We start from the raw sequence: 24,157 nt of genomic DNA, 5'->3' as shown, positions 1-24,157 counted from the left end.
GTTTCTCACACATAGCTATGTGTTTTGATGAAAAGTGAAATGCCTTTATTTATAGACAAAGAAAAGCTATGTCTCTATGTGTTAAAATAATATACTTATTATATTAAAGTTACTCCAGTTCCGTTGAGTTCAGAATAACTGATTACGCCATCTTTTATCGTTACGCCAGTCGCAATGTCTTGAGCTAAAAGCAGCGCACCATCCATATCGACATAATCTAATTGTGGTAACAAATGTGCAATTGCAGAAATACCAACCGTAGATTCTGTCATGCATCCAACCATAGTTTTTAAACCTAATTTTTTGGCATGTTCAATCATACGTTTCCCCGGAGTCAGTCCGCCGCATTTTACCAATTTGACATTTACACCATGAAAATGATTGAAACATTTTGCAACATCTTCTTCGATAATACAACTTTCATCGGCAATAATGGGTAAAGCAGAATGTTTAAAAATTGCCGCGTGACCTTCCCAATTATCAGCTTTTATAGGTTGTTCTAAAAATTCTACGCCTAATTTTTTTAATTCAATCGAATTGTTAATCGTTTCGTCAACATCCCAATCGCAGTTGGCATCAATTCTAAAAACAGCATTAGTATGTTTTCTAAGTTCTTTTACAATCGCAATATCTTCTTTGGTTCCTAATTTAATTTTATAAATCGGCCACGGAAGTTCCTGCATTTTAGAAACCATTTTTTCTATAGAAGCAATCCCGATGGTATAATCTGTCATTGGGTTTTTATCAATAGAATAGTCCCATAAATCGTATAATTTTTTGCCTTTTTTACGCGCATATAAATCATTATACGCCAAATCTAAAGCGCACAAAGCAAACATATCGTGTTCTAAATGCGGATAAATTTTTGCCCAAAAAACTTCGGGAGTTTCATTATCTGAAGCTTCAATAATGGTTCTGATTTTTTCTAAATCCTGCATCATCACCGGAACCGTAGTTTTGTAATACGGATTTGAAGTGGCTTCTCCAAAACCAGAAAAACCATCACTTTTTAGTTCAACAATCAGCGAAGGCTGAAAATCAATCGATTCTCTGGAAATGGTAAAAGTGTGTTTTAGTTTTAAATTGTATTCTCTTAAAATCAATTCCATATCTTTTATTTTTTTAATTCAACCACAAATAAGCTTCTGCAAAATGATCGCGCCAGAGTTTTTCGTTATGCTCGCCGCCTTTTACAATTTTTGATTTGGTAAGATGCAGACAATAACAACGTTTTGTGTCTAGTAAGCGTTCCATTTTGGTCATATCTTTTACCATATCGTCGTCTTCTTTATCACCACACAAAAAGTAAATTTTGGTCTTTATTTTTGGAGCTTTTTCGGCTAAAGCAAAAATATCTTTTGAAAACCAAAATGAAGGCGAGAAAACAGCCGCTTTTCCAAATACTTCCGGATATTTTAATACGGCATAAAACGAAACCAATCCGCCAAGCGAACTTCCCATAATAATGGTATTTTTTGCGTTGGTTTTGGTTCTGTAATTTTTATCGATATAAGGTTTTAGTGTTTTTACAATAAATTCAAGATAATTGTCAGCATTTCCTCCGCCGTATTTTTCGTTTTTATAAGGCGTTAATTCCTCAATTCGTTTGTCATTTCCGTGTTCAATTCCAACCACAATTACCTGCGCTTTTAAGCTGTCCAGTTTTTCGTCGACATTCCATTCGCCAACAAAAGAAGTCTTAGCGTCAAATAAATTTTGGGCATCATGCATATACATTACTGTATATTTTTTTTGGATGTTTTTTGAATAATTTTCGGGCAGATAAATCCAGATTTTTTTTGTGGTTTTGAGTTGCGGCGCTTCAATAGTAAAGGTCGAGACGTTTTTAGAAGCCGTACTTTCCTGTGCATTTCCAAGAGAGGTCATGCATAATGCAATCAAAAAGAAAAATCCTCGAATCATCAATTTTTTGTGTTTTAATTTAAAAACAATAATTTAGCTAAAAATAATAAATTAGATGAATAGCGAGATAGAAAAGAAGGGTTTACTTTTAGAAATGATTGCTTTTTCTACTGTAGATGGCGAATTGCACAAAAGAGAATATGAATTTTTGTGGATTGTGGCTCAGGAATTAAAGATTAATAAAGATGTTTTTCTTGACTTATTTCATCAGGAAAGTTATCCTTCTATTTTAAAATCAGAGTTTCAACGCATTCAGCAGTTTTACAGATTGGCATTGATTATGTATTGCGACGGAGTTTTGCACGAAAGAGAATCTCAGGCCATACAACAAATTGCGCTAGGAATGGGACTAAATCCTGGAGCCGTAAAACGCATTTTAGGATTAATGAAAAATGCGCCAAACGCCATTATTGACCCGAAAATTTTACTAAAAGTATTTCAGGAACAACATAATTAAGCCAATTGTTCCTGTAATTTTTTAATATCATCACGCAGTTTTGCCGCCTGTAAAAAGTCTAATTCTTTAGCGGCTTTTTCCATAGATTTACGTTTTTCACGAATCATTTTTTCCAAATCGCCTTTAGACATATATTTTGTTTCCGGTTCGGCAGCAGCAGGTAACGTATGACCTAATTCATATTCAACCAATGGATTTTTAGTAAAAGCACTTTCAATCTTTTTGTTCAAAGCCTGTGGCGTAATATTATTTGCCGTATTAAAGTTGATTTGTTTCGTTCTTCTGTATTCCGTTTCGTCAATTGTTCTTTGCATACTTGCCGTAATTTTATCTGCATACAAAATAGCTTTCCCGTTTAAGTTTCTCGCTGCACGACCAATAGTTTGCGTAAGCGATCTGTGATTACGAAGAAAACCTTCTTTATCGGCATCCAAAATCGCAACAAGCGAAACTTCAGGTAAATCCAAACCTTCACGAAGCAAGTTTACTCCAATAAGAACATCAAAAATACCTTTTCGTAAATCCTGCATAATTTCGATACGTTCCAAAGTATCCACTTCAGAGTGAATATAACGACAGCGAACATTTACTTTGGTTAAATATTTTGCCAATTCTTCGGCCATTCTTTTGGTTAAAGTCGTTACCAAAACTCTTTCGTCTAATTCACATCTTACCTGAATTTCTTCAATTAAATCATCAATCTGATTTAAACTCGGGCGAACTTCAATTATTGGATCTAATAATCCTGTCGGACGAATAATCTGCTCAACATAAATACCATCTGATTTTTGCAATTCGTAATCTGCAGGAGTTGCAGAAACGTAAATTACTTGGTTTTGTAAAGCTTCAAATTCTTCAAATTTCAACGGACGGTTGTCCATTGCTGCGGGAAGTCTAAAACCGTATTCAACCAGATTTTCTTTACGGCTTCTATCGCCACCGTACATGGCGTGAACCTGCGAAACCGTTACGTGACTTTCGTCAACAACCATTAAAAAATCATTCGGAAAATAATCTAATAAACAGAAAGGTCTAGTACCGGCTTGTCTTCCGTCAAGATAACGCGAATAGTTCTCAATTCCAGAACAGTATCCTAATTCGCGAATCATTTCCAAATCAAAATTAGTTCGTTCTTCCAGACGTTTTGCTTCAAGATGTTTTCCTGTTTCTTTAAAATAATCAACTTGTTTAACTAAATCCTGCTGAATTTCCCAAATTGCGCCTTGCAGAACTTCTGGAGAAGTCACAAACATATTGGCTGGGTAAATCGTGAGTCTTTTAAATTTTTCTATTACTTGAGAAGTCTTGGCATCAAAAGATTCTATTTCTTCGATTTCGTCTCCAAAAAAGTGAATTCTAAAAGCATCATCCGCATAACTTGGATAAACTTCTACAGTATCGCCTTTAATTCTGAAGGTTCCGGGATTAAAATCGGCTTCGGTTCTGGCGTATAAACTCTGAACTAAACTGTGCAGTAATTTGGTTCTCGAAATTACCTGATCTCTAAAAACTTCAATTACGTTTTTCTTAAATTCTACGGGATTTCCAATACCATACAAACAAGAAACAGAAGCTACAACCAAAATATCACGACGACCCGAAAGTAGGGAAGAAGTGGTGCTTAAACGCATTTTTTCAAGCTCTTCGTTGATAGATAAATCTTTCTCGATAAATACTCCTGTAACGGGCATAAAAGCTTCTGGCTGATAATAATCGTAGTAAGAAACGAAATATTCTACGGCATTATTTGGGAAAAATTGTTTGAATTCTGAATACAATTGTGCCGCCAAAGTTTTGTTGTGTGCTAAAACCAAAGTTGGTCTTTGTACTTCTTCAATAACATTGGCAACGGTAAAAGTTTTACCAGAACCTGTAACTCCTAATAATGTTTGATATTTTTCGCCATCAACTACGCCTTGTGCCAATTTTTGAATGGCTTGCGGCTGATCACCTTTTGGACTGTATTCTGAAGAGACTTGGAATTTCATTTTTAGAGGCTGAAAATTTAGTTTTGTAAAGATACAAAGATTGTTTTTAGTTTTTTTGCCACGAATTACACGAATTACACGAATTAAATTGAGTACAGAAATTTGGTCAAATCCTACACAAAAAAATTAGTGTAATTAGTGTAATTCGTGGCAAAAAAATAATTCGTGGCTAAAAAAATCATTTCAAGAAATCGATCATAGCATCATTTACTATTTTAGATTGATCGATGCTTAAAAAATGTCCTGCATCTTTTATGATTTTTATCTTGCTGTTGGCTAAATATTTTTGTGCACGTTCTGCACTTTCTTTACCGTTAATAATATCGTGGTCGCCGATTAAAACCAAAACAGGATTTTGGATTGATTCTAATTCTTTATCCGAAAAAGGATGCATTTTGAGCATACTCGAATTTGATTTTGCGTATTTATTGGCAAGATAAAATTGTCGTTTATATATCGGACTTATTTTTTCTGGATGGGTTGAGAATGCACTTAATGTCTTTCCGAATTTTTTTTCGTTTGGAAAAAGTTTAAGCATTAATGCCGAAGATGTTTTCCCGATTTTGTCAATGAATTTAAAAGTTTGCGCCGGACTTAACAAAACAATTTTATCAATCGAATTTGATTTTTGAGTCGCTAATAATGTTGCGATCCAGCCACCACGTGAAGCCGCCACAATATCGAAATCTTTTAATTTATAATGTTTAAAAATCTCATTGTACCAAATCGCAATTTCTTCTATTGAAAGCGGTTTTGCTGTTAAAGTTGATTTATTGGGTTCCATTAAAAAATCGATGGCATAAACGCGATGATTTTTGGCAAGAACTTTAATATTTGGATACCACATTGTAGAACTGGCATCCATACCGTGAAGTAATACTAGATCTTTACCGTTTTTTGGGCCGGCAATTACGACATGAGCCGTTCCGTAAGAAGTTTTAATATCTTCTTCAGAATAGGGAATGTCCCAAAGTTTTAAAGCTTTGTTGTAAGATTGAGTGTAAGAGTCTTTGTCTTTTTTAGTTTTAAAGCTGTAATCTTCAAATTTTGCTTTTGTAGCAGAACAACCGACCAAAAGAAATAAGACCACAATTTGTAGTGAATTTTTAAGCATAATAGTGAATTAGATACACTAAATGTACTTGAAAAAGACCTGGACTGCGTAATATAATTTTGGTTTAAAATATCAAAATTATAAGGTCTTAAAATATACTTTAAGTTTAAATTTTATGCGTTTTTCCATTTTTCAATCTCAGTCATAATTTCAGATTGAGAGTAAAAATTATTCTCTGTACTATCTTGTTCAGATAAAGTATAATCGTAATTATATGTCTCAGATAAATTTTCTGAAGATGCTTTTCTGCTGTCTACAATTGTTTTTAAAGCAGATAAAAAAGTGGCATCATCAATTTGATTGATTTCAGAAATCAACGTATTTTTAAGTGTAAGTGTGTTCATATAGAGATGTTTTATCTCTAAGTTACGAAACTTAATGAATAAAAAGCAATGAAAAATTTTAAATTTTCCAGGTTTTTTGTTCCGTTTCTGTTAAAAAACTCCACGCAATAATTCGGCTGTTTTTCTGACCTTGCGACATGTCGATTGTTTTGACATTCAATGCGTTTACTTTTTTAAGTATGTTGTAAATACTTTTTAGGTTTTCTTTTTTTGAAACCAAAGTAGTAAACCAAAGGCATTGTCTTGAATATTTGGCACTTTCGTAAATCATTTGAGTTACAAAACCAATTTCGCCGCCGTCGCACCACAATTCTGCATTTTGACCGCCAAAATTTAAGACAGGATTTGAGGTTTTCTTGTCCTTTGGATTTAAGTTTCCGACTTTTCTGCTCGTTGCTTTATTGGCTTCTGCAGCAGACGCATGAAAGGGCGGATTACAAATTGTAAACGTAAAACGATCTTCGGGAGTTATAATATTTTTGAAAATAAAACGTGCTTCGGTTTGTTGCTGTAAACTTATTGCATCGATTAATTTTGGGTTGGCTTCGATAATTTTACTGCAATTTTCAATTGCTTTTTTATCAATGTCGGTTCCAACAAAACTCCAGTCGTAAATGGCGTGTCCTAATATCGGATAGATTAAATTCGCACCTGTTCCGATATCTAAACCTAAAACTGAATTTCCTGTTGGAATTTCTCCGTTATTGGTTTCTGCTAATAAATCGGCGATATAATGAATGTAATCTGCACGGCCAGGAATTGGCGGACACAGATAATTAGCAGGAATATTCCAAAAACCAAAATTATAATAGGTTTGCAGTAAAGCTTTATTAAGCACTTTTACGGCTTTTGGATCGCTGAAATCAATAGTTTCTATTTGATGTTTATTGATAGAAACATAATTTTTTAATTCTGGACAATTGGTAGTAAGTAACTCAAAATCATAACGCGAACGGTGAAGATTTCGAGGATGTAAATTGTTTTTTTCAGAATTGTCTATTGCTTTCATTTGGTGTATTTGCTGCAAAGATAGTCATTCCTTTTTTGGAAAAAAGATTGTTATGAATCTGGAAGAAATTCCAAGTTTTAAATTCCAAATCCCAATCGATTAAAATCTTGTGATTGTTGCCTTTCGACTTCGGTCAGAGTGACAAAATCAATCAAAACATTCCATTAAAAGCAAATCACCATCAGAATGTGTAATGGTAACAATTCCGTCCTGAGCGACAGAATTACTGCTTCCGGTTCTGTACCCCATTGTTAAGGTGTCGTTTTCGAGCGGATATTCTAAATTAATAGAATTAATTCCGTTTACAATTCCAATTGGTATTAGAGAGATTGGCGTTTTCTCGGTGTACCATTTTTCGAATTTATTAGGCAGTAAAAATATTTTAGAATGGTCGTCCAGAATTACAATTTTAAGCAGATTTCTATAACGAACAATATTGGTAAGATTTGTAATTGTATGATCGGCACGTCTTCCGGTTGCCCAAATTACGTTTACAGCAGGAATTTTTCTTTCTATTAAATAATCAAAAGCTTTTTCGAGATCAGTTTTGTTTTGGTCTGGAGCGCGAATAATTTCGATCGGAAATTGTGTGGTTTTGTAGATTTCGGGATCAAAACCGCGGTCGAAATCCCCCAAAAGTACATCTACTTTTATGCCTAAATCTATAACTCGTTCCATAGCAGAATCGAGCACAACAACAAGTGGAGACCATTCAAGCAATTGCCCTAATAATTCTGGATTACAAGCTGCGCCGTTGGCAATAATTAATGCAGGTTCCTGGTCGTCGCGTACGATATGGTGTGAAGACATTTTGATTTTTGATTTTAGAATGTAGATTTTAGATTTTAGATTTTAGATTTGCTTTTAACGCTTGCTACCTTTGCGCCTTTGCACCTCAGAACCTTTGCACCTTTAAAAAACTAATCTACGGTGATAATTAATCTGTCCCAAATGATAAGATAAATGCATAGCAAGATGCACTAAGAAATATTCGGTTTTCATTTCTTTCTCAAAAACAACTAAAGGATAAATTGCTTCTAAGTCACTTTGTGTCACAGAATCAAGCGCGTTATTAACGACTACAATTGTATCTTCGATTTTTTGGATTAATTCTGTTCTTGGAACATTTTTTAATGAAAATTCGAGTTCACGATTTCTAACGTAATCTGTTTTTCCGATTTGTACTCCTATAAAATGATTGATGTTTCCAATAAGATGCAGACATAAATTTCCGGCAGAATTAGAAATGTTTTTGTCAATTATCCAAAGTTGAGTTTCATCTTGATAAGATTCAATTTCTACTTTTAATTTGTTTAAATCTCGATCAAAAAGCGATTTTAGTGTTTCGATTAACATAATGTTATATTTTATTTTTTATCGGAATCCAGATTTCTTCTTCAGAATCGGGATCGTCTTTTTTATATTTTTCGTCCATTACAGCAAAATGCGGTCTGTTGTCTACAGTGTATTCTGAGTTTGGAAGCCATTCAACAAAAATAGAATGATAGGTTTTGTGCCCTTCTGTCTGCGGTCCTTTATGAATAAAAACCGCATATAAACCACTTGGGATTATTAAGGTCTCCATTTCAGCTGGAATATGTTCAAAATCGATGACTTCGACTGCGGCCCATTTTTGAAAAATATTATTTGGGTCAAAATTATCAAAATGTCCATCAGGAAAAACTTCAAGAGAATATAAATTAGAATCAACCGAATTTCTAATATATCTGCGTTTTGGCATAAAACCTTTCCATAATTGAAAAGTCTTATTTTCGATAAACGACATCTCGATGTGTTTACCAATCAGTTTTTTTTCGGTTAAATACTCAATTCGGTTTTTCATCTTACAAAATTATTCAATTTTATATTGTTTTGTGTCAATTTCGCTAAGAGAAAAATAACCAAGCGGATAATTTGTTTTATCGGTGGTATTGATAATGTTTCCTTTTACGGTTGCCGGAGGTGACTGAAATGGACCGCCAACATTACTGCCTGCAATACTTACTAAGATAGTCATATAATTGTAATATTGTTTTGAGATTCCGTAATGCGTGATTTCGATGTTATCGCCCGTTTTTAAATCTTCATCGTCAGAACTGCTGAAAATTTCGTTTCCCTGATAAAACTTGTCTTCAGAAACATAATAGCTTGAAGTAACTTTGTTAGAATAAGTATATTTAAACAAATAAAAATTATCCTCATCACCCGGATCAGTATAAAACGCTCGAACTTCTATATCAGTTCCGGTAATACCGCCTTCATTATTTTGCTCCATTCTGGTAATAGGCGCAACAGATTTTAAAGTTTCGCTGGCTGTATAAGTATTGCCGCGAGAGATAACAGTCAAAGTATATTGTCCTTCAATTTCTGGTTTAAAATTATTACAGACGTAACGCCCGGTTTTAGGTACTTCTGTAAAGTTAAATTGCTGGTTTTTAATGTTTTTTATGTATACGACGGCACCAGACACAACCGGAATTACATTTTCAAAATAGCCCGTTGTGGTAGATAATTTAATAGTCTGCTGGTTTCCGGCTGTTCCTTTTTTCCAGTTTATAGCAGCTTCAATGACTAATTTTGGAGGCGCTGTATCTAAATCAACATCAACCACTTCTTCACAACTTATGAAGAAGAACGATATAAAAAATACGATTAAAAAGCTTATTTTTTTCATGATATATCTTTTTACAGAAAGTGATTTTTAAAATTTGAAATTATAACTCACCGCCGGAACCAATCCGAAAATGGAAGTTTTTACAGCTTCATTTGCTCCCGTATCTACATTTTGCTGAAAGTTTATTGAAGCGGCGTTATGACGATTGTACAAATTATAAATACTAAAAACCCATTCGCCTTTCCAGTTTCTGTCTTTATTTTTTCTTGGTGTTAAGGTAGCCGAGACATCTAAATGGTGATAGGCAGGAAGACGATCTTCATTTCTTAATCCGTAACTTGGAACTGTAATGCCTAAATATTCGTATTGTCCGTTTGGATACGTAACAGGCTGTCCGGATTGTAAAGCGAAATTAGCACCAAAAGACCATTTTTCATTCAAATTATAAGCAGATGTAACCGCTAGATTATGTCTTTTGTCGTACGCGGAACTGTACCATTGCCCGTTGTTAATTCCTGTTTCTTCTGGAGTTCTTCCCGGCGTTTGTTGTTCTGATTTTGAAAGCGTATAAGAAATCCATCCATTAAATTTGCCTTCGTTTTTCTTAAACATAACTTCAAGTCCGTACGATCTCATTCGTCCGTTTAAAATTACCTGTTCAATAGCGTCGTTCGCAATTAAATCGGCACCATCTATATAATCCAATCTGTTTTGGATTTTTTTGTAATAAGTCTCTACTTCAAGTGAATAAGTGCCATTTTTGATATTTCTAAAATAACCTAAAGCCACCTGATCTGCAATTTGAGGTTTGATGTAATTGTCACTCGGCATCCAGACATCAAGCGGAGTAGGCGATGAGGTGTTCGAAATTAACTGAAGATATTGAGCCATTCTGTTGTAGCTTGCTTTTACAGCCTGATCGTCATTTAATTGATAGGATATTGCAAATCTTGGTTCTAAATTATTAAAATCCTGAACGACTTTATTTTTGCCAAAATATTGTGTTGAAGACGGTGTGCCTTTTTCGTAAATCTGCAAATCAGTATTAAAAACGACAGGATTATTATTGTTATAATAATTAATTGTAGATGAGCCTAAACGATAAAATAAACTATAACGCAATCCGTATGAAACGGTTAATTTTTTAGAAAGCTGACTTTCGGCATCCAAATAAACAGACGGCTCAAAAGCATATTTTTTATCCAATTGGTCTGGATTAATTCCAGAATCATCTCCAGTTGGTTTAATCGTTCCGGGATTAAATTCATAATAAATACCGCTTAAGCCATAATTTAGTTTGAATTTATCTGAAATATAATGTTTAAAATCATACTTAATATCGTAGTTTTTAATTCCGGAATCCCATTTAAAGCCTACAAAATCAAGATCAAGTCCGTAATAATAATCACTGTAAATCAACGATAAATTCGAAAATAATTTATCAGAATACAAATGATTCCAGCGAAGATTTAAGGTCGAGTTTCCGTAAGTATTCGTAAATCTTTTATTTAAACTAAAAACATCACGACCAAAATATCCCGACAGATATAAACTGTTGTTATCGTTTAGTTTGTAACTCAGCTTTGTATTTAAATCATAAAAATAAGCCGCATTATCTTTGTTTTTTTCTGAGAGTTTTAAAAATAAATGTGCGTAAGAAGCTCTTCCGCCAATTAAAAAAGAACCTTTATCTTTTACTAATGGTCCTTCGGCAAGAAGTCGGCTCGAGATTAATCCAATTCCTCCATTCATGTGAAAATCTTTACTGCTTCCGTCTTTTTGGTAAATGTCTAAAACAGAAGAAGCTCTTCCGCCGTAACGTGCGGGGATTCCGCCTTTGTATAATTTTAAATCTTTGATAGCATCAGGATTAAATACAGAGAAAAACCCAAATACGTGCGAAGAATTAAATATCGTGGCTTCGTCTAATAATATTAAGTTTTGATCTGCACCGCCGCCTCGAACGTTAAATCCAGAAGCGCCTTCACCTGCATTTGTAACTCCCGGAAGAAGTAAAATTGATTTTAAAACATCGACTTCGCCCAAAACCACAGGCATTCTTTTGATGGTAGAAATAGAGAGTTTGTTGGTACTCATTTCTGGCGATTTTATATTGACTTTACCTTTATTATCGGTAATAACCACTTCCTGAAGTTCTTCGCCACCTTCGCTTAAAGCGAAATTATTTTTAGTATTTTGATTTAAAGTAATTGTTTTTTGAATGGTTTGATACCCAACATAAGTAATTTCGATTTGATGTTCTCCGCTCGGAATTGTTAGCGAATAAAAGCCATATTCGTTGGTTGTAGTTCCGATTTTTAGAGAGGGGATATAAATATTTACACCAATTAAAGTCTCGTTATTTTTGTTGTCGGTTATGGTGCCGCTTAATGTAAATTTTTCCTGAGAAAAGGCCGTAAAAGAAGATAAAATAATTAGAAGAAATATGGTTATATTTTTTGGAATCATTGTCTTGGTTTTGAATTTACATAGTTAAGAATTCTTACTAAATATAACTGCGCGACGTTTGTTAAACATTAGTTAAGATAAAAAAAGACAGCCGATTAAGCTGTCTTTTAGTATTATAAAGTAAATGTAATATTTACTATTTTATCTGAGCGATAATAGCGTTGAATGTTTCACTAGGACGCATTGCTTTACTTACTAACTCTGGAGTTGGCTGGTAGTAACCGCCAAGAGTTTGTGGTTTTCCTTGTGCACCAATTAATTCAGCATCAATTTTAGCTTCGTTAGCTTCAAATTCAGCAGCAATTGGAGTGAAGATCGCTTTTAATTCAGCATCTTTAGTTTGAGCAGCCAAAGCCTGAGCCCAGTAGAAAGCTAAATAAAAGTGAGAACCACGGTTATCGATTTGTCCAACTTTACGAGCTGGAGATTTATCGTTTGCAAGGAATTTATCGTTTGCCTGATCTAAAGTTTCAGATAAAACAATCGCTTTAGAATTGTCTAAAGTTTGTCCTAAATGCTCTAAAGAAGCACCAAGCGCTAAAAATTCTCCAAGAGAATCCCAACGTAAGTATCCTTCTTCTGTAAATTGTTCAACGTGTTTTGGAGCAGAACCTCCAGCACCAGTTTCAAACAATCCACCACCATTCATTAATGGAACGATAGATAACATTTTTGCAGAAGTTCCTAATTCTAAAATTGGGAATAAATCTGTTAAGTAATCACGTAAAACGTTTCCTGTTACAGAAATAGTATCTAAACCTTTGATGATTCTGTCTAAAGTAAATTCTGTTGCAGCAACAGGATTTAAAATACGAATATCAAGGTTTACAGTATTGTAATCTTTAAGGTATTTTTCAACTTTAGCAATCAATTCTCTATCGTGTGCTCTGTTTTCGTCTAACCAAAAAACAGCAGGAGTATCAGATAAACGAGCTCTGTTTACAGCCAATTTAACCCAGTCCTGAATAGGAGCGTCTTTTGCCTGACACATTCTGAAAATGTCATTAGTTTCAACGTTTTGCTCCATTAAAACAGTTCCTTTATTATCAACAACACGTACAACACCGTCGCCTTTCATTTGGAAAGTTTTGTCGTGAGATCCGTATTCTTCTGCTTTTTGAGCCATTAATCCAACGTTAGGAACACTTCCCATTGTTTTAGGATCAAAAGCACCATGTTTTTTACAGAAATCGATTGTTGCAGTATAAATTCCAGCGTAAGAACGGTCTGGAATAATTGCAATTGTATCTTGTTGTTTTCCTTCTTTATTATACATCTGTCCAGAAGTACGAATCATTGCCGGCATAGATGCATCAACAATAACGTCAGACGGAACGTGTAAGTTTGTAATTCCTTTATCAGAATTTACCATTGCCAATGCAGGTCCGTTTGCGATTGCCTGATCAATAGCAGCTTCTACTTCTGCCTGCTCAGGTTTTCCTGCAATTTTAGCATAAATATCACCTAAACCATTTCTGGTATCGATGTTTAATGCAGCAAATAAAGTTTCGTATTTTTTGAAAACATCAGCAAAGTAAACTTCAACGATAGCGCCAAAGATAATTGGATCTGAAACTTTCATCATTGTAGCTTTTAAGTGAACAGAAAGTAAAACACCTGCCGCTTTAGCTTCAGCTATTGCATCAGCAGTAAAAGCTTTTAATTTAATTACACTTAAAACTGAACTATCAATAATTTCTCCTGCTTTTAGCGGAGTACTTGCTTTAAGAACAGTTGTTGTGCCGTCTTTTCCAACGAATTCGATTTTTACATCATTAGCTTCTGCAACAGTAAGTGATTTTTCGCTTCCGTAGAAATCACCATTTGACATAGAAGCTACTTTAGTTTTTGAGTCAGCAGACCAAGCACCCATAGAGTGTGGATTTGCTTTTGCAAAGTTTTTTACCGCTCTTGGCGCTCTACGGTCAGAATTTCCTTCACGTAAAACAGGATTTACAGCAGAACCTAAAACTTTAGCATATTTTGCTTTAATTTCCTTTTCAGCATCGTTTTGAGGCTCTTCAGGATAATTAGGTATTTTATAACCGTGAGATTGTAATTCAGCAATTGCAGCTTTTAATTGCGGTACTGAAGCAGAAATGTTTGGTAATTTGATGATGTTGGCTTCTGGTTGTGTAGCCAATTGACCAAGTTCAGCCAATGCATCGCCAGTTTTTTGAGCATCTGTCAGGACTTCAGGGAAATTAGATAAAATTCTACCTGCTAACGAAATGTCTCTAGTTTCAATTGCAATACCTGCAGTAGCAGTAAATGCCTGAACAATTGGTAAAAAAGAATAAGTCGCTAATAATGGCGCCTCATCAGTTAAGGTGTAATAAATTTTTGAATTCTGTGTCATTTCTTTTTTTTTTATTGTCGTATCGCAAGATACAGCGATGTAAAGGTGTATTCGGCTCAAAACGAGCGGAGCAAATATAATAAAATAGCAGCGAAAACGGTTGAGTTTTATTTAGAAAAACTCAAATTAACAGATTGTTATTTCGAGCTCAAATAATTGTCAAATTGACGATTTTAATATTAAAAAATTACAGTTTTATTAGTTTGAAAAATAAGCACAAAAAAAAACTCGTTTCAATTGATATGAAACGAGTTTTTTATAACAAAGAGATAAATGATTATCTTCTTTTATCTTTAATCTTAGCTTTTTTACCAGTAAGTTCTCTGAAGTAGAAAATTCTAGCTCTACGAACAGCTCCTTTTTTGTTGATTTCAATTTTTTGTAAAGCTGGTAAGTTTACTGGGAAGATACGCTCAACTCCAATAGCTCCAGACATTTTACGAATAGTAAAAGTTTCTGTGTTACCAGAACCTCTTCTTTGAATAACAACTCCTTTAAAAAACTGAGTTCTTGTTTTTTCACCCTCTTTAATTTCGTAGAAAACTGTGATAGTATCTCCAGCTCCGAAAACAGGGAAATCTTTTTTAGCAACTAATTCGGTTTGAACGAATTTTAATAAATCTGCCATGATAATTTAATTATGGTTTTTATATAGAGCAACATTCACGGATCTCGCCAGAGGTTAGTCTAATTCGGGTGCAAATGTAGGTAAAAAAAATAAAATTCCAAACAAAATAAATTTCAAATTTCTATTTTTTAATTGACTGATTTTATGAGGTTTAAAATTGTTTCAGGTTTCAAGTTTTAGGTTTCAAGTTTTAGGTTTCAAGTTTCAAGTTTGAAATGCAGTTCGATTTAGTTTGTCTGTTTAACCGCAAAGTTTGCAAGGGTTTTCGCAAAGTTCACAAAGCGAGATAAGTTCAGCTTTGTGAACTTTGTGTTTTTAAAAGGCTTTAATAATAAACCTTAACGAGCTTTGCGGTTAAATCATCCAGTATTTCAAACTTGAAACCTAAAACTTGAAACTTGAAACCTGAAACTTGAAACCTGAAACAAATTTAATTCCCTTCTAATAAATCAGGTCTTCTATTCTTTGTATGTTCGTACGCCATATCTTCTCTCCATTTGTCAATTTTGGCAAAATGACCGCTGGTAAGAATTTCAGGAACTTTCCATCCTTTATAATCTGCTGGACGTGTATATATAGGTCCAGAAAGTAAATTATCCTGAAAACTATCTGTCAATGCCGAAGTTTCGTCACTTAAAACGCCTGGAATTAATCGAATTAAAGCATCAGACAAAACCAAAGCGCCTAATTCTCCGCCAGATAAAACGTAATCGCCAATCGAAATTTCTTTAGTAATAAAATGATCACGAACTCTTTGATCTACACCTTTATAATGACCGCACAAAATGATAATGTTTTCATACATCGACATTTTGTTAGCCATTTTTTGGTTCAAAGTTTCTCCATCAGGAGACATATATATAATCTCGTCGTATTCGCGTTGACTTTTTAGATGCGTTATGCAGTCATCTATTGGCTGTACCGTCATAACCATTCCGGCACCACCGCCAAACGGATAATCATCTACACTTTTTTGTCTGTTTGTTGTATAATCTCTCAAATTATGAAAATGAACTTCGACCAAACCTTTGTCTATAGCACGTTTCATAATCGAAGCCTCAAACGGACTTCTTAATAATTCTGGCAAAATCGTTATAATGTCAATTCGCATTTTTTTTCTTCAATAGTTCTGGCGCAAAGATACAAAGTAATAGTTGAGAACTTAAAATTTTGCAAAATGAGAATCAGGTTCAAAAGAATTTTCATTTTAACCGAACCAAAAGTTTATACAATTTTCGGATTATGTTACATAATTCTCATTATTAACATATTGATAAAGAAAGAAGTATGATTTTTTTGTAAAAAATGATTTACTTTTAATGTAAAATTAAAAAGATTCACCCCTAATTGTATTCATCATGAAAAAAATACTTTTATTAACCGTCATATTAATGGGCTTATCCTGCTCAACTACACAAAATTCCTCTGAAAATTGGGTTGGAAAAACAAAACAGAATTTCATCAAAAACTGGGGACCAGCGATTCGCACTTTAGATGATGAAAAAAGCGGCGAGATATTAATATATGCCGATCAGGTTTATGCGAATAATAACCGTCATAGTAGTTCTGAATCAAGCGATTCCAATTATTGGAATTATACCTATGTATATGTAAATAAGGAAGGAAAAATAGCTTCTCTGAGAAAAGAAAAACAAGTATTTCCGCCCCAGCAGATTAACGCAGTCGATTTACTAGGAAAAAATTCCATAAGTGCAAAATAAGAAAAAGGCCGAATTTTATTAAACAAATAAAATTCGGCCTTTTTTTGATTACTGTTTTTTTACTAAATTTAGCTGTCGAAATACTTTCGATAATCTAAAAACGAATTGTAATGAAAACAACATTTTTAGCATTCTTATCTTTAATACTATTTGCTTCCTGTAACAAAGAGCCAAAAGACCCGAATCTTGATCCCACGGCAAAAGAAAAAATAGTAAAACAATACTTTGAATACTTCAACAATCATCAATGGAAAGAGCTGGCCGCTATGTACGCTCCGATATCTGATTTTAAAGATCCTTCTTTCGGAAAAGAAATGATTACCCAAACCAGAAAACAGACCATTGATAAATACACGGCACTAAATGCTATTTTTCCAGATTTGCATGATGAAATTGTAAATATCTATCCGTCAGACGAAAAACATATTATTGTAGAATTTGTTTCGACTGGAACTGCAAAAGACAGCACAAAATTTAAACTTCCTATTTGCACCATCTTCACCATTGAAAAAGGAAAAATCACCAAAGATTTTACTTATTTTGATAATTTTGATGATTCAGAATCTCATAAATAAAGTTAGATTTACTTTATAAACTTTCAAAACCACACAATGACTAGCAGACGAACCTTTATAAAAAATAGCAGTTTGGCAGCTGTCGCTGTTTTAACTTTACCATCATTAGCCTTTACTATGAATAAAAAAGAAATTGGGTTACAATTGTACACCTTAAGAGAAGAACTTCCTAAAAATGTAAAAGGAGTTTTAGAAAAAGTAGCGGCGGCGGGATATACCACTGTCGAAACTTATGGTTTTTCTATCAAAGATCAGTTTTGGGGTTTGACTCCGTCTGAACTGAAAAAAATATTAGATAATAATAACCTGAAAGCGATAAGCGGACATTATAATTCGGGAAGTTTTCTCGCTGATGGAAATACAACAGAATTAATGGCAGCAATTGAAGCCGCAAAGATTTTAAAAAATGAATATTTTACAATTCCGTGGGTAGATGAGCCTTTAAGAAAAAACATTCAGGATTATAAAACAATTGCTTCAAGATTAAATCAAGCCGCACAATTATGTAAAGATGCAGGTTTAAAATTAGCGTATCATAATCATGATTTTGAGTTTTTAAAACATGACGGCGTTACTGGATATGAAATTTTGCTCAAAGAAACTCATAAGGATTTAGTCTTTTTTGAATTGGATTTGTATTGGGTAGTATTTTCCGGAAATGATCCGCTGCGATTGTTTAAAGAAAATCCGGGCCGTTTTAAAATGTGGCACATAAAAGATATGGACAAATTAAAACGAACCTTAAACACAGAAATTGGTTCAGGCACTATAGATTTTAAACCTATTTTTAAAGAAGCAAAACTATCGGGAATGCAGCACATTTTTGTGGAACAGGAAAATAATTTTGCTCAAAATGCTATTGAATCTATAAAAACAAGCTGTGATTTTATTTCGAAGAATTTAATCTAAACAAAACCATTTATGAGGAAACTTTTTCTTTTAGCAATCGTACTTTTTTATTCTTGTCATTCTTCTAAAAAAGAAGACAAGCAGCCTCTTAAGAAACAACCTCGTAAAGAAAAAGTAGTCTATATAGAAGCTCCTTATTTTAAGGCTGTAAAAAATAATGATGTTGCGCTAGGTAAACCAACTGCAGGCCAATGGCTGGATATGCATAAAGAAAAAGGGCAGAGTTTTGAGCAATTCATGAATTCAAAACATATTGTTCCAACCAAAGATTCTAATATTATTTATGTAAAACCAATTGGTAATTTTACCGATTTGCAAAAGAAACAAATAAAATTACTTAGAGAATATTTGGCGATCTTTTTTCAATTGGAAACCAAAATTGCAGAAAAAGCTTCAAATGATATTATTCCTAATAATGCCAGAAGAATTAGTACTGAAGGTCACGAACAATTTTTAGCAGGATATATTTTGGATGACATTCTAAAAGAAGAAAAACCAGAAAAAAGAATTGCTTTAATGGGATTGACGGAAGTAGATTTATATCCTAAACCCGAATGGAATTACGTTTTCGGATTAGCATCTTATAGTCAAAAAATAGGTGTAAGTTCTATTTATAGATTGCAGGATGGAAAATTAACCGAAGAGAATTTTAACCTGTGCCTGTCCCGACTGCTAAAAATCTGCTCACACGAAATCGGACATATGTTTGGTCTGCATCATTGTGTTGAAGTAAACTGCGCCATGAACGGAACAAATAGTTTGGTAGAAACAGATACAAAAGTGATTCGATTATGTTCTGTCTGCCAAAGAAAATTAAATTCAGGAATAAACTACGATAACAATAAAAGGCTTACTGAACTTGCTGCATTTTTTCAAAGAAATAATTTGAAAGATGAATTGCAATTAATGGAAAAAGACCTTAAAAGCATTCAATAAAAAAATAAACTTAAACCATAATAAACACTCAATTAGAGAAACAGAATATGAAAAAATTAGGACTTGTTGGCGGTATCAGCTGGGTTTCGACAATTGATTATTACCGATTTATAAACGAAGGAATTAACGAAAAACTGGGCGGACTTAATTTTGCTGAGTGTATTATTTATTCTCTAAATTTTGATGATTTTCAGCGAAATAATACCAACGGCGATTGGGACGCAACTTTTGAATTACTTCTAAATGCCTGCAAAAGCTTAGAAAAAAGCGGCGCCGATGCCATAGTTTTATGTGCCAATACAGCACATGCAGTTTCAGATCGATTAGAAAAAGAAATTCATCTTCCTATTATACACGTGGCAACCGCAACTGCAGATGCAATCAATAAAAAAGGGTTGAAAAAAGTAGGTTTGCTGGGAACAAAATTCACAATGGAAATGGATTTTTATTTCAAAAAGCTAGCAGAAAATAACATTGAAGCTATTGTTCCTTTTCTGCAAGACGAACGTGATTTTATTCAACAGACTTTAAAAGAAGAATTAGGCCGCGGTATAATTAAAGAACAAACCAAAAGAGCGTATCTGAATATCATTGAAAAATTAATCGAAAATGGTGCCGAAGGAATTATTTTGGGCTGTACCGAAATTCCGATGTTAATTAGTCAGGAAGACGTTTCGGTTCCTGTTTTTGATACGACAAAAATACATTCTGAAGCTGCGGTAAACTTTGCAGTTTCATAATTAAAATTGAAATGAACAATCAAAAGAAAAAAATCCTCGCCATTTCTGGAAGCACTAGGAAAAACTCGAGTAATTTTAAAATCCTGAAATTTATTTCGGAACATATCAATAAAGATTTTGAAGTTGAAATTTTTGAAGATTTAGAAACTATTCCGCACTTCAATCCTGATTTAGATACTGAAAATCCTCCGGAAACGGTAAATATTTTAAGAGATAAAATCGAAAATGCAATTGGAGTTATAATCTGCACGCCCGAATATGTGTTCAGTCTGCCGGGAAGTTTAAAAAACGCCTTAGAATGGTGCGTTTCTAAAACCGTTTTTTCAAATAAAAATGTAGGTTTAATAACTGCTTCTGCATCTGGAGAAAAAGGACAGGAACAATTAAGCTTAATTATGAAAACTATCGAAGCTAAATTTACAGACGAAACAGAACTTTTAATTCAGGGGATAAGAGGAAAGCTAGACGATCAGGGAAATATTATTGATGAAAAAACGTTGAAAAACGTTCTGGAATTTATTAGTAATTTTGAAAATCAAATTAAAAACAAGAAATAATGCAGACAAGCAAAGAATTTATAAAAGGAGACGAAATAGAGTGGGAAGTTGTAGGCGAAGGGATTAAACGCAAAATTCTGGCTTTTGATGATAAAGTAATGCTCGTAAATGTTCATTTTGAAAAAGGAGGCATTGGCGTTTTGCACGAACATTATCATTCGCAGGTAACATATGTAGCAAGCGGTAAATTTGATGTAACCATAAGTGGTGTTACTCAGACTTTAAAAGAAGGAGATAGTTTTTATATTCCGCCACATGCAATTCACGGTGTAGTTTGTCTGGAAACTGGAATGCTTACCGATGTATTCAGTCCAATGCGAGAAGATTTTTTGAAATAGTATTTTAAATGTCAATGACAATATCAATTTCAATAAAAAAAAGAAAAAAATCAGTGTAATCCGTGTTTTAAATTTCAACGCGGATTACACTGATCTTTTAAATATAGATAGTATTTTTGCAAAATGAATTTATCCAAAACGAATGTCTTATTTATGGCAGTTTGCACTGGACTTATAGTTGCAAACCTTTATTACTGCCAGCCTCTAATTGTATTAATCGCCAACGAATTTAAAATTCCAGAAGCCAATGCCGGAACGATAACGTATCTCACACAAGCAGGTTATGCGCTTGGTTTGTTTTTTATGGCGCCGCTTGGTGATAAAATAGAGCGAAAAAAACAAATTTTAATGACCACTTTTGCTTCTGTAATTGCTTTACTTATTGCAGCAACAGCCAAAAGTTTTTTAATTTTACAAATAGCTTCTCTGCTTATCGGAATAACTTCGATAGTGCCACAGCTTATTCTTCCTTTGGCTGCGTCTTTGAGTGCGCAGGAAGAACGCGGTAAAGTAGTAGGAACAATCATGAGCGGTTTACTTGTGGGTATCTTACTTTCCAGAACCTTAAGCGGCCTTATTGGTCAGATTTTAGGCTGGAGATCAATGTTTTATATCGCTGCCGGAATTTGTCTTTTAATATTCTTTATTATTCAGAGAACATTTCCATCTAATAAACCTCAGTTTGAAGGTACGTACGGACAATTATTGCAATCGCTTTTTACGCTGATAAAAACACAGCCGGTTTTGCGTGAAGCTACTTTAATAAACTCTTTTTCTTTTGCACAATTTGGAGCTTTCTGGACCACAATGGTTTTATTGCTTTCCGATGCGCCGTTTCATTTTAACAGTGCTACAATCGGACTTTTCGGAATTGTGGGTGCTTCCGGAGCTTTGGCCGCGCCATTGGTTGGAAGATTAGGAGATAAAGGAAATTCAAGAGCAGCAGTTGGTTACGGCTGTTTGTTGTTGTTTATTAGCTTTGTTGTATTCTATTTCTCGGCAGAAAATGTAATCGGAATTATTATCGGAATTGTTTTTATAGATGTTGGAATTCAAGGCGTTCATATTTCAAACCAAACCCGAGTATATTCGTTGCTGCCAGAAGCCAGAAACAGACTAAATACAGTATATATGTCGTTTAGCTTTTTAGGAACTGCTGCCGGATCTGCTTATGGGTTATTATTGTGGAAAATGGGAGGATGGCACGCTGTTACAATTGGTGGCGCAGTTTTGGCCTTATTATCATTATTAGTTCACGGACTTACATCTAAATCAATCCCGAAACGTCGGGACTAAAAAAATAGAAACCACAAATTGATAAAAAATTAATTTGTAAATTTGCATTCAAATTAAAAAATACGACAATGGAAAACGGAATATACGCTAAATTTAATACTAGCAAAGGTTCAATTTTAGTAAAATTGGAGCACGAATTAACACCAGGGACAGTAGGTAACTTTGTAGGATTGGCAGAAGGAAACTTAGAAAATAAAATCAAACCTCAAGGAAATAAATATTACGACGGATTAAAATTTCACCGTGTAATTCCTGATTTCATGATTCAGGGAGGTTGTCCTTCTGGAACTGGAACAGGTGGTCCTGGTTACAAATTTGATGATGAATTTCACCCAACTCTAAAACACGATCGTCCGGGAATTTTAGCAATGGCTAACTCTGGTGTAGGAACAAACGGATCTCAGTTTTACATCACTCACGTACCAACTTCTTGGTTAGACGGAAAACATACTGTTTTTGGTCATGTTGTAGAAGGACAAGATATCGTTGATGCAGTTGCTCAAGGTGATGCTTTAGAGTCTGTAGAAATCGTAAGAGTAGGTGAAGAAGCTCAGAAATGGAATGCTATCGAAGCTTTCAGAACTTTTGAAGGTTCTCGTGCAAAACGTGAAGCGAATGAAAAAGCTGCTGCTGAAGCTAAAATGGAACAACTTGCTGCTGGTTTTGATAAAACAGAAAGTGGTTTACGTTACAAAATGATTCAAAAAGGTGATGGTAAAAGAGCTGAAGCAGGAAAAACTGTAGCAGTTCACTACGAAGGATCTTTGGAAACTGGAAAAGTTTTTGATTCTTCTTACCCACGTAAAAAACCAATTGAATTTAGATTAGGTCAAGGACAAGTTATCGAAGGATGGGACGAAGGTATTGCTTTATTGCAAGTTGGAGACAAAGCTCGTTTTGTTATTCCTTCTCATTTAGCTTACGGATCTGCAGGTGCAGGAGGAGTAATTCCGCCAAACGCAACTTTGATTTTTGATGTTGAATTAATGGAAGTAAAATAAGTAATTAGACAGGTTCTAAATTATCTTAAAATGAAAAATCCCATTCGTAACACGAATGGGATTTTTTTATATTTACTATTCAAAAACAAAGCTAATGAAATCAAAAATTTTTACTCTAGCGGCAATAACGTTATTTCTAGTTTCTTGCAGCACTCAAAAAACGGCTCCAGTTGCAGCAACACCAACTCCTGAAGCAACACCAAAAGCTGCAACATTGACACCAGAATTGGCAGAAGGCCAAAATTTGTATGCTAACAATTGTGCAAAATGCCACAAATTGTTTGAACCTACTAAATTTACAAAAGAAGAATGGGCGCCAATCTTAGTTCGCATGCAGAAAAAAGCGAAACTTGATGATACACAGATTGCATCAATTACGAATTATATTCATTCGCAATTATAAAAAATATTTGAAAAAGCATTCTTTGATCGGGATGCTTTTTTCTTTTTATATAAAGCATAAAAAAACACCGTCACAAGGAGGTGTTTAAAAAAGTTATGAATTGCTCACAGCAATTACTTTTAAAGTTTTTATTCCGGCAGGCAATTCCCAATCAACAACGTCATTTTCTTTAAATCCTATAATAGCAACACTTAAAGGCGCGAGGATAGAAATTTTTCCTTCTTTTACATTTGCGGCAGATGGAAGTACGATCTGAATTTTCATTTGTTTTCCTGCTTTTACATCTTCAATTGTAATATTAGAATTTATTCGGATAATAGAATCATCAAGAATGTCTTCTTTGCTAATTACAGCACGGTCTAATTCTTGCGAAAGCAGTCCGGCTTCTTTAGCGTTTGTTGAATTTTTACTTTTCAAAATCAATTCCCTCAGAAGATTATAATCTCCCGAAGAAAATGTAGGGATTGGTTTTACTGTATTCATAATTGTTATTATTTAAAATATTAATGCTTGTTTGAGTTTTTACAGCGCTGAGTTTGGTTCCAATAATTTAGATTTTATAAAAGCTATAATTTATTTTCTCTATGAAAAACATAAAGCAATAAAACAGGACATGATTTGATAGAGATTGATCTCTTTCAAATAAAATAAAAACTAAAATCTGGAAAAATCCTCCGCCCGAATGAAGAAAAATGGAATAGACGGAGGCCTAATTAATAAAGGCCTTATTATGCGAAATAATTACAGCAGTAATTGGCTTTCTTGAAAAAGAAAAC

26 protein-coding genes are annotated in these 24,157 nt (G+C 33.9%); 11 read left to right on the top strand and 15 right to left on the bottom strand.

All coding sequences use genetic code 11. The features are described from left to right. Positions 1-98: 98 nt before the first annotated feature. Together EV144_RS06475 and EV144_RS06470 are read right to left on the bottom strand one after the other, a co-directional pair. Complete coding sequence (locus EV144_RS06475; RefSeq protein WP_134147208.1) at positions 99-1,109, bottom strand: dipeptide epimerase; 1,011 nt, start codon at positions 1,107-1,109, stop codon at positions 99-101. A gap of 13 nt (positions 1,110-1,122) precedes the next feature. Next, entirely contained in the window at positions 1,123-1,923 is an 801-nt protein-coding gene (locus tag EV144_RS06470) for an alpha/beta hydrolase (RefSeq protein WP_134147207.1), read from the bottom strand. 55 nt (positions 1,924-1,978) lie between these two features. Here EV144_RS06470 and EV144_RS06465 point away from each other — a divergent pair, with 55 nt between their 5' ends. Then, a complete protein-coding gene (locus EV144_RS06465; protein ID WP_134147205.1) occupies positions 1,979-2,380 on the top strand; it encodes an excinuclease ABC subunit B in 402 nt (133 codons plus the stop codon). Here EV144_RS06465 and uvrB read toward each other — a convergent pair. The 12 genes from uvrB to trmD form a co-directional block, all read right to left on the bottom strand. After that, positions 2,377-4,368 carry an excinuclease ABC subunit UvrB gene (uvrB, locus tag EV144_RS06460; protein ID WP_134147203.1) on the bottom strand — a complete coding sequence of 664 codons (1,992 nt, stop codon included), beginning with the start codon at positions 4,366-4,368 and terminating at the stop codon, positions 2,377-2,379. The two genes, EV144_RS06465 and uvrB, sit on opposite strands and share 4 nt — an antisense overlap. Before the next feature lie 178 nt (positions 4,369-4,546). After that, positions 4,547-5,482: an alpha/beta fold hydrolase gene (locus EV144_RS06455; protein WP_134147201.1), complete on the bottom strand. Its 936-nt coding sequence runs from the start codon at positions 5,480-5,482 to the stop codon at positions 4,547-4,549. Positions 5,483-5,595: 113 nt separating this feature from the next. Further along, the gene (locus tag EV144_RS06450) at positions 5,596-5,826 is read right to left on the bottom strand and encodes a hypothetical protein (RefSeq protein WP_134147199.1); all 231 of its coding nucleotides are present in this window, start codon (positions 5,824-5,826) and stop codon (positions 5,596-5,598) included. A gap of 58 nt (positions 5,827-5,884) precedes the next feature. Beyond that, entirely contained in the window at positions 5,885-6,835 is a 951-nt protein-coding gene (gene rlmF / locus EV144_RS06445; RefSeq protein ID WP_134147198.1) for a 23S rRNA (adenine(1618)-N(6))-methyltransferase RlmF, read from the bottom strand. A gap of 147 nt (positions 6,836-6,982) precedes the next feature. Then, on the bottom strand, positions 6,983-7,645 hold the full coding sequence (locus tag EV144_RS06440; RefSeq protein WP_134147196.1) for a thiamine diphosphokinase: 663 nt from the start codon (positions 7,643-7,645) through the stop codon (positions 6,983-6,985). A gap of 102 nt (positions 7,646-7,747) precedes the next feature. Next, on the bottom strand, positions 7,748-8,191 hold the full coding sequence (locus tag EV144_RS06435; RefSeq protein ID WP_134147195.1) for a DUF1572 family protein: 444 nt from the start codon (positions 8,189-8,191) through the stop codon (positions 7,748-7,750). 4 nt (positions 8,192-8,195) lie between these two features. Then, positions 8,196-8,678 carry a GyrI-like domain-containing protein gene (locus EV144_RS06430; RefSeq protein ID WP_134147194.1) on the bottom strand — a complete coding sequence of 161 codons (483 nt, stop codon included), beginning with the start codon at positions 8,676-8,678 and terminating at the stop codon, positions 8,196-8,198. A gap of 9 nt (positions 8,679-8,687) precedes the next feature. Next, a complete protein-coding gene (locus EV144_RS06425; RefSeq protein WP_134147193.1) occupies positions 8,688-9,509 on the bottom strand; it encodes a DUF4249 domain-containing protein in 822 nt (273 codons plus the stop codon). Between the two features lie 27 nt (positions 9,510-9,536). Then, complete coding sequence (locus EV144_RS06420) at positions 9,537-11,918, bottom strand: TonB-dependent receptor (protein ID WP_134147191.1); 2,382 nt, start codon at positions 11,916-11,918, stop codon at positions 9,537-9,539. A 136-nt stretch (positions 11,919-12,054) separates the two neighbouring features. Further along, entirely contained in the window at positions 12,055-14,277 is a 2,223-nt protein-coding gene (locus tag EV144_RS06415; RefSeq protein ID WP_134147190.1) for an NADP-dependent isocitrate dehydrogenase, read from the bottom strand. A 277-nt stretch (positions 14,278-14,554) separates the two neighbouring features. Then, positions 14,555-14,905, bottom strand: a complete 351-nt coding sequence (rplS, locus tag EV144_RS06410) for a 50S ribosomal protein L19 (RefSeq protein WP_134147189.1) — start codon at positions 14,903-14,905, stop codon at positions 14,555-14,557. Between the two features lie 430 nt (positions 14,906-15,335). Then, positions 15,336-16,016 (bottom strand): tRNA (guanosine(37)-N1)-methyltransferase TrmD, encoded by a 681-nt coding sequence (gene trmD, locus EV144_RS06405; protein ID WP_134147187.1) that lies wholly within the window; start codon positions 16,014-16,016, stop codon positions 15,336-15,338. Positions 16,017-16,263: 247 nt separating this feature from the next. Here trmD and EV144_RS06400 point away from each other — a divergent pair, with 247 nt between their 5' ends. The 10 genes from EV144_RS06400 (at position 16,264) to EV144_RS06355 (ending at position 23,381) form a co-directional block, all read left to right on the top strand. Then, positions 16,264-16,626: a hypothetical protein gene (locus tag EV144_RS06400; protein WP_134147186.1), complete on the top strand. Its 363-nt coding sequence runs from the start codon at positions 16,264-16,266 to the stop codon at positions 16,624-16,626. Between the two features lie 110 nt (positions 16,627-16,736). Further along, positions 16,737-17,201, top strand: a complete 465-nt coding sequence (locus tag EV144_RS06395) for a nuclear transport factor 2 family protein (protein ID WP_134147185.1) — start codon at positions 16,737-16,739, stop codon at positions 17,199-17,201. Between the two features lie 36 nt (positions 17,202-17,237). Continuing rightward, the gene (locus EV144_RS06390; RefSeq protein ID WP_134147183.1) at positions 17,238-18,110 is read left to right on the top strand and encodes a sugar phosphate isomerase/epimerase family protein; all 873 of its coding nucleotides are present in this window, start codon (positions 17,238-17,240) and stop codon (positions 18,108-18,110) included. Positions 18,111-18,122: 12 nt separating this feature from the next. Then, on the top strand, positions 18,123-19,046 hold the full coding sequence (locus EV144_RS06385) for a Zn-dependent protease (RefSeq protein WP_134147181.1): 924 nt from the start codon (positions 18,123-18,125) through the stop codon (positions 19,044-19,046). 47 nt (positions 19,047-19,093) lie between these two features. Then, the gene (locus tag EV144_RS06380) at positions 19,094-19,786 is read left to right on the top strand and encodes an aspartate/glutamate racemase family protein (protein WP_134147179.1); all 693 of its coding nucleotides are present in this window, start codon (positions 19,094-19,096) and stop codon (positions 19,784-19,786) included. Positions 19,787-19,797: 11 nt separating this feature from the next. Further along, positions 19,798-20,343, top strand: coding sequence for an NADPH-dependent FMN reductase (locus EV144_RS06375; RefSeq protein WP_134147177.1), 546 nt, complete (start codon positions 19,798-19,800; stop codon positions 20,341-20,343). Then, positions 20,343-20,681 (top strand): cupin domain-containing protein, encoded by a 339-nt coding sequence (locus tag EV144_RS06370; RefSeq protein ID WP_134147176.1) that lies wholly within the window; start codon positions 20,343-20,345, stop codon positions 20,679-20,681. Before EV144_RS06375 ends, EV144_RS06370 begins: the two co-directional genes overlap by 1 nt. 153 nt (positions 20,682-20,834) lie before the next feature. After that, on the top strand, positions 20,835-21,977 hold the full coding sequence (locus EV144_RS06365) for an MFS transporter (RefSeq protein ID WP_243854627.1): 1,143 nt from the start codon (positions 20,835-20,837) through the stop codon (positions 21,975-21,977). Between the two features lie 68 nt (positions 21,978-22,045). Further along, complete coding sequence (locus EV144_RS06360) at positions 22,046-22,978, top strand: peptidylprolyl isomerase (protein WP_134147173.1); 933 nt, start codon at positions 22,046-22,048, stop codon at positions 22,976-22,978. A gap of 94 nt (positions 22,979-23,072) precedes the next feature. Beyond that, positions 23,073-23,381, top strand: a complete 309-nt coding sequence (locus tag EV144_RS06355) for a c-type cytochrome (RefSeq protein ID WP_134147172.1) — start codon at positions 23,073-23,075, stop codon at positions 23,379-23,381. Positions 23,382-23,474: 93 nt separating this feature from the next. Here EV144_RS06355 and EV144_RS06350 read toward each other — a convergent pair whose 3' ends face one another. Beyond that, positions 23,475-23,864 (bottom strand): GreA/GreB family elongation factor, encoded by a 390-nt coding sequence (locus EV144_RS06350; RefSeq protein WP_134147171.1) that lies wholly within the window; start codon positions 23,862-23,864, stop codon positions 23,475-23,477. Positions 23,865-24,157: the final 293 nt, after the last annotated feature.

The organism is Flavobacterium sp. 270 (assembly GCF_004368785.1).
Taxonomy (GTDB): Bacteria; Bacteroidota; Bacteroidia; order Flavobacteriales; family Flavobacteriaceae; genus Flavobacterium.
Note: the sequence above shows the minus strand (reverse complement) of the source record. Positions and strands in the feature narration are given on the sequence as shown.